Source organism: Robertmurraya mesotrionivorans, from assembly GCF_050971805.1.
GTDB lineage: Bacteria > Bacillota > Bacilli > Bacillales > Cytobacillaceae > Robertmurraya_A.
Window position 1 is genome coordinate 76468 of record NZ_JBPCCH010000001.1, and the last position, 13214, is coordinate 89681.

General features: G+C 38.3%; 12 protein-coding genes. 10 read left to right on the top strand and 2 right to left on the bottom strand.

From position 1 onward, the window contains the following. The first annotated feature begins 80 nt into the window (after positions 1 to 80). The 7 genes from ACRX5O_RS00405 (at position 81) to murC (ending at position 8240) form a co-directional block, all read left to right on the top strand. Positions 81 to 1154 (top strand): M42 family metallopeptidase, encoded by a 1074-nt coding sequence (locus tag ACRX5O_RS00405; protein ID WP_433904150.1) that lies wholly within the window; start codon positions 81 to 83, stop codon positions 1152 to 1154. Positions 1155 to 1214: 60 nt separating this feature from the next. Then, positions 1215 to 1745, top strand: coding sequence for a DUF84 family protein (locus ACRX5O_RS00410; RefSeq protein WP_433904151.1), 531 nt, complete (start codon positions 1215 to 1217; stop codon positions 1743 to 1745). Positions 1746 to 1827: 82 nt separating this feature from the next. Beyond that, positions 1828 to 2346: a hypothetical protein gene (locus tag ACRX5O_RS00415; protein ID WP_433904152.1), complete on the top strand. Its 519-nt coding sequence runs from the start codon at positions 1828 to 1830 to the stop codon at positions 2344 to 2346. Positions 2347 to 2634: 288 nt separating this feature from the next. After that, positions 2635 to 2946, top strand: a complete 312-nt coding sequence (locus ACRX5O_RS00420; RefSeq protein WP_433904153.1) for a thioredoxin family protein — start codon at positions 2635 to 2637, stop codon at positions 2944 to 2946. Positions 2947 to 3037: 91 nt separating this feature from the next. Then, positions 3038 to 3841, top strand: coding sequence for a DUF1444 domain-containing protein (locus tag ACRX5O_RS00425; protein WP_433904733.1), 804 nt, complete (start codon positions 3038 to 3040; stop codon positions 3839 to 3841). Between the two features lie 186 nt (positions 3842 to 4027). After that, positions 4028 to 6709, top strand: coding sequence for a DNA translocase FtsK (locus tag ACRX5O_RS00430; RefSeq protein WP_433904154.1), 2682 nt, complete (start codon positions 4028 to 4030; stop codon positions 6707 to 6709). A gap of 235 nt (positions 6710 to 6944) precedes the next feature. Further along, complete coding sequence (murC, locus tag ACRX5O_RS00435; RefSeq protein WP_433904155.1) at positions 6945 to 8240, top strand: UDP-N-acetylmuramate--L-alanine ligase; 1296 nt, start codon at positions 6945 to 6947, stop codon at positions 8238 to 8240. 35 nt (positions 8241 to 8275) lie between these two features. On the opposite strand, the gene ACRX5O_RS00440 is transcribed toward murC, so the two are convergent. Next, complete coding sequence (locus ACRX5O_RS00440; protein WP_433904156.1) at positions 8276 to 9391, bottom strand: aminopeptidase; 1116 nt, start codon at positions 9389 to 9391, stop codon at positions 8276 to 8278. Positions 9392 to 9583: 192 nt separating this feature from the next. Between ACRX5O_RS00440 and ACRX5O_RS00445 the strand changes: the two genes are divergently transcribed. The 3 genes from ACRX5O_RS00445 (at position 9584) to ytxJ (ending at position 10966) form a co-directional block, all read left to right on the top strand. Then, positions 9584 to 10054, top strand: a complete 471-nt coding sequence (locus tag ACRX5O_RS00445; RefSeq protein WP_433904157.1) for a DUF948 domain-containing protein — start codon at positions 9584 to 9586, stop codon at positions 10052 to 10054. A gap of 14 nt (positions 10055 to 10068) precedes the next feature. Next, the gene (locus ACRX5O_RS00450) at positions 10069 to 10530 is read left to right on the top strand and encodes a YtxH domain-containing protein (protein WP_433904158.1); all 462 of its coding nucleotides are present in this window, start codon (positions 10069 to 10071) and stop codon (positions 10528 to 10530) included. A gap of 109 nt (positions 10531 to 10639) precedes the next feature. Continuing rightward, positions 10640 to 10966: a bacillithiol system redox-active protein YtxJ gene (gene ytxJ / locus ACRX5O_RS00455; RefSeq protein WP_433904159.1), complete on the top strand. Its 327-nt coding sequence runs from the start codon at positions 10640 to 10642 to the stop codon at positions 10964 to 10966. A 19-nt stretch (positions 10967 to 10985) separates the two neighbouring features. Here the strand turns inward: ytxJ and pilM are convergent, their stop codons facing one another. Continuing rightward, complete coding sequence (pilM, locus tag ACRX5O_RS00460) at positions 10986 to 13151, bottom strand: pilus assembly protein PilM (RefSeq protein ID WP_433904160.1); 2166 nt, start codon at positions 13149 to 13151, stop codon at positions 10986 to 10988. Positions 13152 to 13214: the final 63 nt, after the last annotated feature.

Genomic DNA, 13214 nt, shown 5'->3' on the forward strand with positions numbered 1-13214 from the left:
AAAGTGGTAACATGTCGGAAAGTTAAGTAAAATAAAGAATGTACATAAAGAGTCATGTGAATATTAGGAGGCCATAATACATGAATTCGAAGACATTACAGCTTTTCAAAACGCTAACGGAACTTCAGGGTGCATCTGGAAATGAGCATATGGTTAGAAAGTTTATGCGTGAACAATTAACTCAGTATTCTGATGAAATCATTCAAGATAATTTAGGAAGTATTTTTGGAGTGAAGCACGGAAATGCCAATGGCCCTCGTGTCATGGTTGCGGGACATATGGACGAGGTTGGATTTATGGTAACGGCGATTACAGATAATGGGATGATTCGTTTTCAGCCATTAGGCGGTTGGTGGAGCCAAGTTCTACTAGCACAGCGTGTACAGGTCATGACAAATGACGGTCCTGTTATTGGGGTGATTGCTTCCATTCCTCCTCATCTTTTGGATGAAAGTAAGAGAAGTAAGCCGATGGAAATTAGTAATATGTTAATTGATATTGGGGCTGATAGCAGGGACCATGCGAAGGAACTAGGAATTAAACCAGGACAGCAAATTGTTCCGATCTGTCCGTTTACCCCAATGGCAAATGAAAAGAAAATAATGGCTAAGGCTTGGGATAACCGATATGGTTGTGGTCTAGCTATTGAATTATTAGAAGAAGTTCAAGGAGAAAGTTTACCAAACACTTTATATTCTGGCGCAACCGTTCAGGAAGAAGTTGGATTAAGAGGTGCACAAACAGCAGCCGCTTTAATTAAGCCAGATATCTTCTTTGCCCTTGATGCAAGTCCTGCAAATGATGCTGCAGGTGATAAAAATGAGTTTGGCCAACTAGGAAAAGGAGCGCTCCTAAGAATTCTAGATCGATCAATGGTGACCCATCGAGGGATGAGAGAGTTTGTTCTAGATACAGCAGAAACACATAATATATCATATCAATACTTTGTCTCCCCTGGTGGTACTGATGCTGGACGAGTGCATATTTCAAATGAAGGAGTTCCAAGTGCTGTTGTTGGTATTTGCTCTCGATACATTCATACTGCCGCTTCGATTGTTCATGTTGACGATTATGCTGCTGCAAAAGAGCTTTTAATAAGACTTGTAAAAGCTTGTGACCAGACTACCGTAGATACAATTAGACAAAATAGTTAATAACGGTAGGGAGGTAACCATTGGGAACCTCCTTTTATATTGAAGTTGAGGTGTAGTTATATGCATGTGGCAGTAGGCTCAAAAAACCAAACGAAAGTAAAAGCTGTTGAAGAGGCTTTTAAGAGCTATGATGCAACGGTTAACGGAATTGATGTCCCATCTGGAGTAAGTGAACAACCCTTTTCAGATGAAGAGACGATTCAAGGAGCCATCAATCGAGCGCAAGTAACACTTGAAATCAGTGATGCAGAAATAGGGATAGGTCTTGAAGGTGGAGTACAGCAAACGAAATTTGGAATGATGTTATGTAATTGGGGTGCATTAGTTCAACATGGAAAAACCCCCATTATCAGCGGCGGAGCTAGAATCTTATTACCAAAAGAAATTGAGCATAGGCTTTTAGTAGGGGAAGAATTGGGTCCGATCATGGATGATATCATGAATAAAACAAATATTCGAAGCAAAGAAGGGGCAATAGGAATCTTTACAAATGGACTCATCCCGAGGCAGGAAATGTTTCTTCACGTTAGCACTTTACTCGTTGGTCAATTAGAATACAGGAACATAAATGGTTTAGAAACACAATTGTAACAATTGGAAGGCTTGTCATTGGATAGGGAGACGGGTATGATAGAAAGGAAGACAATAGTTCCTATGTAGGGAGGAAGAAAGTATGAGAAAGTATATACAGGCATCTCTCCTCTGTATAGCTGCTCTATTTTACCTTAACGGATGTTCTGCATCCTTTGACGAAGAGGAAACAGAAACAGTTGATGTTGTGGAGAACGCATTTAAGGAAGAGGCTAAAAAACCAAATAATAAAACTGAGGAAATTGAATATTATTTACCTTTTGGTTTTGAAGTGGAAGAAGAATCTCCCAATAATATTATTTTAAAGAATGGTTCAAAAACATATATATTGTTTTACAATCCAATAGAAGGTCAAGATAGTGAAGTCGTTTACCAAGCAACAGTAGATCAAGACAAATACGATACCGATAAAGTAATCAAAACGGATGGAAAATTTGGCTTTTTATTAGTAAAAAAGCTCGAAGATAACCTGAATGAGCTAACTATAGGGGTCGGTGGTATGAAGATTACCACAGAAACAAAAACAAGGTCCCTTAGTAGCGAAGCAGACATGATGATTGACATTGTTAACTCCATAAAGTTAAAAGAAAGCGAAGGATGAATTCCTTCGTTTTTTTTTGTTAGAAAATAATGTATATGTTTTAGAACTTGGAACAGTGTCTAGCTCCTCGGTGGAATAATCTAATGCCATTATTCCTTGGTCATAAGCCAAAGCCCTACAGAGGTCAGGACCTCTTTCGGTCTCCGTCTTATGCCTGTCGGAGCTTACCAAGGCGCTTGCGCTTTTCTTGTAAGTCTAATTTCTTTTCAGAGGGGCTACAATGTTTTAGAATATGGTAGTCTGTATAACTATTTACGTAATGTATAAACTGTTATGGGAGGTAATTATATGAAAATGCTTGAGAGTGTAGAACAGTTTGAAACGATGAAAAACAACGGGAAACATATATTTATGTTTTCAGCAAATTGGTGTCCAGACTGCCGAGTGATTGAGCCGGTCTTGCCAGAAATAGAAGAGAAATATAGTGAATACAATTTTGTTCATGTAGATCGTGATCAGTTTATTGACCTGTGTATTAGCTTAGATGTGTTTGGAATCCCTAGCTTTATCGCGTTTGCAGATGGAAATGAGCTAGGCCGTTTTGTCAGCAAAGACCGGAAAACACAAGAGCAAATTGAGCAATTTATCGAAGGTCTATAATAATGAAATAGCTCCCAATCCTCCCAAGATTGGGGCTATTTCATGTAGATAAAAGCAAAATTCTCCAATAAGGAGGCAAGTATTTATGAAGATGGATAGTAAAAAAATGAAGACGGAACTTGAAAAACGCCTTCAAAGTGATAACCGTACGATCACATATGATCGAAAAAACGATCAATTACGTATAGAGAGCAAGGAAAGTGGAAGAGGAATTACGGTTGAGTTGCCTAGAATTATAGCAAAATGGGAAGTAGACAAAGAAAAGGCCATCGATGAAGTCGTATACTATGTTGAAGAAGGCCTTAAGGCAATGGATGAGAAAACGACTCAAGAAGGTGAAAAGACTCGAATTTTCCCTGTCATACGCTCAACGTCTACCCCTGTTGTATCGCGTGAAGAAATTCCTTTAGTATATGATGATCATACGGCCGAAACCAGGGTTTATTATGCGCTAGATTTGGGAAATGCATACCGAATTATTGATGGAGCATTAATGGCAAAGGAAAATTGGACGAGAGACTATATCCGCGAAGTAGCTCTTTTCAATGTAAGAAGCCTTAAAACTACCATGAAACGTGATGAAGTGGCAGGAAATATCTTTTATTTTCTTAATACAAATGACGGGTATGATGCAAGCCGTGTCTTAAACGATTCGTTTTTGAAGGAAATGAGTTCGAAAATTACGGGTGATATGGCGGTAGCGGTACCACATCAGGATGTATTAATTCTGGCAGATATTCAAAATGAGACTGGTTATGATATTCTCGCACAAATGACCATGAGCTTCTTCGCCAGCGGTCGAGTGCCCATAACGGCATTATCCTTTTTATATGAAAATGGTGAATTAGAACCGATCTTTATCTTAGGAAAAAACAGAAGCAAAAAACCAAACTAAAGGGCCAATATTGGTCCTTTTTGCTTCTTTTGCTGTCGTGGAGTGAAAACCAACAAACTCAAATTTAGTTAGGTCAAAAGATTCAAAATTATATTATTACTAGCAATCTTTTATTTCTTGTCGATATTATTGTATTCAATGATAAAATAAGAAGACATGATGAGATAGAAGAAAGAGTGATAAGGTTTGAATTGGTTTAAGAAATTGTTTAGTAAAATAAGTGACGATGAAGTGGAAGAAATATATGAACAAAAGGTAGAACCATTTAAAGAAACAAGAAAAGAACAAAAGGATATGGATGCTCGAATCGTTTACCAGTATCCGAAGGGTAAATTTAAGTTCCCGTTAATACCGGATGAAAGAGAAATGCAGAAAACATCTAGAAAAAGTAGAGAAGAAAGGACTTCTTCCCGTCAGCGAACAGAACCAGTAATCAAAAGTGAAACGGTTCGTTCGAAACCTAGAGTCAACTCTCTTACAAAAAGCAAAGAAAGTCCACCTACGAAAAGTGAAACAAAAAATAGAGATGTATCAAGAAGACCGTTTCGACCAACAGAAATTCCTTCTCCGGTCTATGGGTTTGAGAAAAGGGTAAAACCGCAGGAGGAGAAGCCGGTAGAATACGAGTTAAACTCCTTTTTGAAGAAAGAGTACATAGAGCGTTCTTCTGAAACACCTGATAAGGTAGAAAGAATAGAGAAACAGGCCATTGAAGAAGTTGTTCAAGTAGAAGAAACGGTCATAAATACAGATCCAATTGAATTGATTAGCATGGATGTTACAGAGGAATCGCTTCCTGCAGAAACAGAAGCAGAACCAGAATATGCTCATGAAGAACAAATAGATCCAGTTGAAGAGGAAGTTATAGAGCACAATGTCCCATTAGAGCCTACCGGGGAATTGGAGGTTGCCGTAGCAACAGAGAGTTTCGCCCAGGAAGAGGAAAAACTACAAGCTGAACAGAGTGTACAAATAGAAGAACTGACCCTAGTGGAACCAAGTGTTCAGATAGAAGAACTGATCGTAGTTGAACAGAGTATACAGACAGAAGAACTGAATGTAGTTGAACAGAGTATACAGACAGAAGAACTGAATGTAGTTGAACAGAGTATACAGACAGAAGAACTGAATGTAGCTGAAGAGGAACTTGAACAGGTAGAGGTGCAAACAATCGAAGAAAGCACGCAACAGAATACCGAACAGGAGGAATTAGGTGGTCATGAAGAACCTCCTGTCGAACCTCCTGTCGAACCTGCGCCTAAACGCAAGCAATTGCCTTTTAATGTATTAATGTTGAAAGAAGATCGTCGTAGATTAGAGGAAAAAAGAAATCAAATAAAGAGTGAAGCCACTATTGAACCACCGAAACCATTTATACCTGAAAAGGAAGCCGAAGACAATGAGCAGCCTGCTAGCGTCAATGAGATAGCTGAAGTGATCGATGAGGAAAATCCGTACTACGTATTCCCGGAGCTCGATCTCCTGTCACCTCCCGTTATTTATGATACAAGTGGAGAATGGCTTGAGGAGCGGGAAAGACTTCTAAACGACACGTTAGAAAGTTTTAATGTTCGAGCAAGTGTGGTAAATGTTACACAAGGTCCATCGGTTACAAGGTTTGAGGTGCAACCGGAGCCGGGTGTAAAAGTAAACAAAATTACTAATCTAGCAGATGATATAAAATTAAGTCTTGCCGCAAAAGATATTCGGATTGAAGCACCGATTCCAGGAAAACACACGATCGGGATTGAGGTCCCGAATGAAGTAAGTAGACCGGTTTTACTCTCGGAAATTATTAACAGCACAGAATTTCTACAATCGAAGTCACCATTAACAGCTGTACTCGGACTAGATATATCCGGGAAGCCAATTGTAACTGATTTGCGTAAAATGCCGCACGGATTAATTGCAGGAGCTACTGGATCGGGGAAAAGTGTGTGTATAAATACAATCTTAGTCAGCCTTCTCTATAAAGCAAGGCCTGATGAATTAAAGCTTCTATTAATTGATCCGAAGATGGTTGAGCTAGCGCCTTATAATCAAATACCGCATCTTGTAAGCCCTGTGATTACCGATGTAAAAGCAGCAACAGCTGCCCTTAAGTGGGCTGTTGAGGAAATGGAAAGACGATACGAATTATTTGCACATACAGGAGTACGTGAGATTAATCGTTTTAATGAACAATGTGAGCAGCATAATCAACATGCCGATAAGCTACCGTTCATTGTCATTATTATAGATGAATTAGCGGACTTGATGATGATGGCCCCTGCAGATGTCGAGGAAGCGATATGTCGTATCGCTCAAAAGGCTAGAGCATGTGGGATTCACTTAATTATTGCAACACAACGACCGTCTGTTGATGTTATTACCGGATTAATTAAAGCAAATGTTCCTACAAGAATCGCCTTCTCTGTATCAAGTCAAATCGATTCTCGTACGATTATTGATATTGCTGGAGCAGAACGTCTACTAGGTCGTGGGGATATGCTATTTTTAGAAAATGGATCCTCAAAGCCTGTACGTCTTCAAGGTACATTTGTATCGGATGAAGAAATTGACCAAGTAGTAGCTCATGTTCGAAGAGAACAAAGTCCAAACTACTTGTTTCATCAAGAGGAGCTCTTAAAGAGGGCTGCTGTTACTGAAGAAGAAGATGAACTATTTTTTGAAGCATGTGAATTTGTAGTTGATCAAGGCTCTGCTTCCACCTCGAGCCTTCAAAGAAGATTCAAGATTGGTTATAATCGAGCCGCTAGATTAATTGATATGATGGAGAAAAACGGGTATATTTCTGAAAACCGTGGCAGTAAACCGCGTGATGTATTAATTAATCAGGATGATCTTCAAAGTATACAAGAAATGTAAGTATGGTTATTTTAGGCTTTTTTTCATAAACTATGGAGTAAAATAGACATACAAAGAAAAGGTATTATGGCCAAACGTTGCATAGTTTTTATAATTAAATAATGATATAATGTCACAATATGATAAAATCGTGTTCACTATTTGCAAACAAAGAGGGTTGTAATGCAAAAATGAGCAAATAAAAGAAAATGTCATATACTGTGATACAGTTAGAAGATGGTTGGAGGTTCTTTATATGACAATTTACCATTTTGTGGGTATAAAAGGATCTGGAATGAGTGCACTAGCACAAATTCTTCATGATATGAATTTTGAGGTTCAGGGTTCCGATGTTGAGAAACGTTTCTTTACACAGACGGCCCTTGAGCATTTAGGAATAAAGATCCTACCTTTCCAAAAAGAAAATATTGTACCAGGATTAACAGTTATTGCTGGAAATGCCTATAAAGATGAACATGAAGAAATTCAAGAAGCGATGAAACTAGGTTTACCTGTCATTCGATATCACCGTTTCTTAGGTGATTTTATGCAAAATTTTACTAGTATTGCTGTGACTGGTGCCCACGGGAAGACATCTACAACCGGGCTCCTTTCGCATGTCATGAGAGGTGCAAAACCAACTGCGTTTTTAATAGGAGATGGTACTGGTAAAGGAGAAGAAAATGCCGAGTATTTTGTGTTTGAAGCTTGTGAATATAGAAGGCATTTCCTTTCGTATTTTCCAGATTATGCAATCATGACGAATATTGATTTTGATCACCCTGACTATTTTGCCAATATTGATGATGTATTTTCTGCATTTCAAGAGATGGCATGGCAGGTAAAAAAAGGGATTTTTGCTTGTGGCGATGATGAACAGCTTCAAAAGATTCAAGCAAAAGTACCTGTTGTTTTTTATGGCTTTGGCGAAGAAAATGACTTCCAGGCTAGAAATGTTGTAAAAACTACTGAAGGAACGACCTTTGATGTATTTGTTAGAAACACTTTTTATGATACATTCCAGGTACCAACCTTTGGTGATCACAATGTATTAAATGCTCTTGCCGTTATTGCCATTTGTCACTATGAGGAGCTGTCAGCTGATAAGGTCAAGGAACAGCTCTTAAGCTTTACTGGTGTTAAGAGAAGGTTTACAGAAAAGTACGTCGGCTCTCAGGTATTGATTGATGATTATGCACATCATCCAACGGAGATTAAGGCGACGGTTGATGCAGCAAGACAAAAGTATCCAGATCGTGAAATTGTTGCTGTATTCCAGCCCCATACATTTACAAGAACACAAACATTTTTAGAGGAATTTGCTAATAGTCTTCAATTAGCAGATAAAGTATATTTATGTGATATTTTCGGTTCGGCTAGAGAGAACCATGGTAAGTTATCAATCGAGGACTTACGCAATAAGATCGAATCGGCTGAAATTATTAATGAAGAAAGTACAGAAACTCTAAAGCAACACGAAAACAGCGTCATCCTGTTCATGGGAGCAGGAGATATTCAAAAATTCCAAGAAGCTTACGAACGCCAATTATAACAAAAAGATGCAGCTTTAGTGGCTGCATCTTTTTGTTATTTTAAATTCTCAGGATTTAATACCTCGAGCTCTTTGATTACGAAGCGGCCATCCTTTCTAACTAGCACATCGTCAAAGTACATTTCTCCTCCACCGTAGTCGCTGCGTTGAATATTGACCATATCCCAGTGTATGTTCGAATGATTTCCATTAAAGGCGTCATCATAACATTGACCAGGCGTAAAATGGAAGCTTCCATCAATCTTTTCATCAAATAATATATCTTGCATCGGATGTAAGATATAAGGATTCACACCAATGGCAAATTCTCCGACAAAGCGTGCCCCTTCATCTGTATCGAATATTTTATTAATCCGCTCTGTATCATTTGCAGTTGCCTCAACAATTTTTCCATCCTTGAAGGTTAGTTTTACATTTTCAAATGTAAAGCCTTGATATGGAGATGGTGTATTGTAAGTGATAACTCCATTGACTGAATCACGTACTGGAGCAGTATATACCTCTCCATCAGGAATATTCATTTGTCCCGAGCACTTTATGGCAGGTATATCTTTGATAGAGAAGGATAGGTCAGTTCCTGGTCCAGTGATTCTTACTTTGTCAGTTTTGTTCATTAATTCGACTAAGGCATCCATTGCCTGATCCATTTTCCCATAATCTAAATTACAAACATTAAAATAAAAATCTTCAAAGCCCTCAGTGCTCATTTTTGCCAGTTGCGCCATTGATGAATTTGGATAACGTAGGACGACCCATTTGGTTTTAGGAACACGGATATCACGGTGTACTTTCTTCCCGATCGTTGATCCGTGAATTTTCATTTTGTCATCAGGAACATCCGCATGCTCGTTGATATTGTCGCCGGAACGTAATCCTATGTATGCATCCATTTGATTCATAACGTTCGCTTCAAAATCTGCCATCAAGTTAAATTGGTCTTCTTGCGCACCTAGAAGCAACGCTCGGTCCACTTGCTGATCTTTAAGAAGTACGAAAGGATGTCCTCCCGCAGCATACGCTTCCTTTACTAATGCTGTTACTAGCTCTCGCTGCAAACCAAAATTTTCAATTAGCACCTTTTCACCAGGCTGTAGCTTTACAGAGTAATTAATAAGGTTTTTTGCTAGAAGCTCAATGCGTGAATCTTTCATTTTTTTCCCTTCCTTTTAAAAAACTTTTAACACATTTATTATTGTAACCTAAAGGGCGAAAGTTGGCGCATTTATAACAATTTTGTTTTATTTATGGTAAAATTTTAGTATTGATTTATTACGATTGACGTTTAATGAATTCTTAGTAGGGTAAGTAATGAAATGTAAGCGTCAATGGAGGTGCAGGATATTTTGGAGTGGATACTTTATGTTAGTGCAGGGATTGCGGCAATTGCTTTTCTTATTTTAGTTATTTTTCTATCGAAAGCGTTACAGTCTCTTCAAGTAACCTTAGATAGTATTTCAAAAACATTAAATGGGTTGGAACGTCAGATGGACGGCGTCACAAGGGAAACAACGGACTTGTTGCAAAAAACGAATGCCCTAGCGGAAGATATTCAAAAGAAATCAGAAAGCTTAGGAAGTGTCGTTGATTCTGTTAAAGATGTAGGAGTGACGATTCAAAAGTTTAACTCTTCACTTCAAACGATCACAAATTCTGTGAACCTTGCTGTTGAGCAAAATAAAGACAAGGTTAGTCAAGTCCTCCAATGGGGCAATGTCCTTCTGGAAATGAAGGATCGATGGACTCATAGGAAAAAAGAAAAGACAGTTGTTGAAAAAGGTCCTAGCGAGAAGGGAAGAGAAAGAAGTTATTATTAGAGGAGGAATATCATATGGTGAATCACGAAACTGAAAAGGAAAATCGACAAAACGTAAATGAAACATCAGGGTCGAAGGAATTTTTAATGGGTGCTATCATCGGTGGGTTAGTTGGAGCAGCAACGGCACTATTCCTCGCTCCAAAGTCAGGAAAAGAAATGAGAACGGAATTAAACACACAAGCTGAAAATTTAAAAGGGAAGACGAGTCAGCTTTATGATGTAGCAAAAACAAAGAGTACTGAATTAGCAGAGGTTGCTAAAGTAAAGTCCTCTTCCATTGGACAAGCTGTTTCCAAGCAATCCAATGACATTATGAGTAAAGTGAAGTCAATCAAACCTGTTAATGACACGGAAGCAGACGTCGTGTATGAAGACGATTTTTCTCCTGTGTTAAGTGATGATAAGGAGCTTCAAAGAAAGCTCGAGGAAACAAAAAAAGCTTTTGATGAAACGGAATCTCAGTTAAATCATTAATAAGCAGATAAATGTTCAAAAGCGCAGTGTAATGATATTATATCTACACTGCGTTTTTTATTACAATTTGTGTAAAATAAACATATATGTATCCTTAGGAGGGGTAGAAATGGAACAAATTCAAACGAAGGAGCAATTTGATGCTCTTGTTGACAATGAGAATTTTTATCTTTTAAAGCATTCGAATACTTGTCCAATCAGTCAAGCAGCTTATGAGGAATACGAAGAATTTACAAGTAACTCAAGTGTTAAAAGCTATTACTTAATTGTTCAAACATCAAGAGAGCTTTCAAATTATATCGCAGACCGCTTTCACATTAAACATGAGTCACCTCAAGCCATCCTTTTTGTAAAAGGGGACGTAGCTTGGCATGCCTCTCATTGGAAGATTACAAGCAAAGCGTTAACTACCGTTTCACAAGAAAATCAATTATGATAAAAAAGGAAGCTAGGTATCATTTGATAACCTGGCTTCCTTTTTGAGTTGGAAAAATGATCTGTAAAGAGTCGAACGGTTCAAGATTATCATAGAACGTTGTTTCTTCGTTATTCTTCAAAAGTATGAATGACCCATTCATTTCTTTTGGAAGGTCAATATCCACCTCTTTAAAAATGTCTTGAAAGATAAAGGGCTGTAAACGTTGATGGGTGATGCTTAAGGTGTCACCATCATAGATGGTGCTATCCTCATATAATTTTTGATCTCCTCGGTTCACAACGGTAATACTCTTTTTTAAGAGTATTTCTTTATCATTGAATGTAACAGGTAGTGTTTGATTAAGTATATATTGATTTGCATCGGCGAGGTCTTGTAGAGTAATATTTTCCCTCATTTGTACCGTGATTTTATCATGATTCTCAAAGCTACTTTGAAGTCTTGATTCCATCCCATTACGGTAGAGCTTACCTGATAATAAGGGGTAAAATGTATCCTTACCATTCAGGGTTAGATGAAACGGTCGAAGATCTCCTATAAGATTTGTCAGATTCAGATAATGAAACAGATCTTCAAGTGTCTTCGGAAATTGAAATAGGATGGCATCTCGATCATTAAGCAGATAATTTTTATCTACCGTTTCCCCATTGCATATAAATGTTGGTTCAATTTGGTATGTTTTTCCGTTGATCTCTATTTCATTGGTTGGGATTTCATCAAGTAACTGACCAATGGATAGTGTGGTACGATCTCCATCTTGTCCTTTTTCAACATACAGGACATCCCCGTTTTCAATTGAATCATCTAGGGCACAACTTTCTCCATTTTTCATTAATGTCGGAGGAAGACCATATTGACCAGGAATGGTAATGTTCTTTCCATTTAAAGTAACGATCATGGCTAGTCCAGGTCGACCGTAGAGTTTATTCATTTTAATTCCTGCAGCTAATAAACAATCTCCAACTGTTAATTTTTTTACCTCGAACAGTCTAACGGGTTGTTCATTTACGTAAACCGTCATATATTGCACCGGTGATTGTTTGGCAGCTAGAGCAATACCAATGGGAGTGACAAGCTCTGGTCCTTTTGTGATCTTCTCAGAGATAGTTAAGGACGAAATGGCATCGATCCCTCTAATTGCGACTCGATTTGGAGGAAGCTCAAGCTTCTCAGCAATTTTCTTTGCCAGTTCAGGTGTTAAGCTTCCACCGCCGACCAGCATAACTGCTTTTGGAGATTTGCGATTGTTTAGCTGTAGTATCTCATCGCAAATTGATTGTGCAAGGCGATCAATGGCATAAGAAATTTGTTCGATTGCTTCCCACTTCGAAACCTCTATCTCAAATCCCAAAATATCAGTGACAGTTATGGACTCTTGGGTGTTTAATTGTCTTTTTGCCATTTCGGCTAGAGGGAAATCAAGTAAGTATTGATCACTGATTGCTTCTGTAATTTCATCTCCTGCGATAGGAACCATTCCATAAGCAATAACTGTTCCCATATCGGTTAAGGCAATATCAGACGTTCCAGCACCGATATCCACCAACGCTACATTTAACCGCCTCATGGAAGGGGGAATGAGAACATTGATGGCTGCTATTGGCTCCAGTGTTAAAGCTTCCATCTCTAACCCTGAGCGTGTTAAGGCAGCTAATAAAGATTCAACCACAACTTTCGGTAAAAAAGTTGCAATAATTTCGACAGATGCCTCGTCTCCTTGTTGGTCAATCAGGCTACCGATTTCTTCTCCATCTAATCGATAATAAAGGACAGAATATCCGACACAATAATAATAATGACTTTTCTCTTCCTTATATTTCTCTGCAACTGCAGCTTGAGCGTGTTGAACAGCTAAAAGCTCCAGATGAAGAATGTCCTGTTTTTGCATGATTGGTTTGCCATTAATGGGGAGTGATACCTTTGAGCGTTCCGTTCGTAAAGCCCTTCCCGCAGCTGCGACGCATACCTTTTGAAGAGGACCATGTATGATTTCAAGTTTCTCTTTTATTTGGGTAATTAGCTTTGATACAGCCATAACATCATGAATTTGGCCATCTAGCATAGCGCGCTCCGAGTGTTCTATTGATAACATATCAACCACATGATATTGACCATTCGTTTCTTCTAGAATAATGCCAACACATGAGCGGGTACCTATATCTAAAGCAAACAATTTATTATTCATTGACAAAGAAAATCACCCTTCTAGCTTAGGTTCATATAATAAAGAATCTACTTTAATACTTAA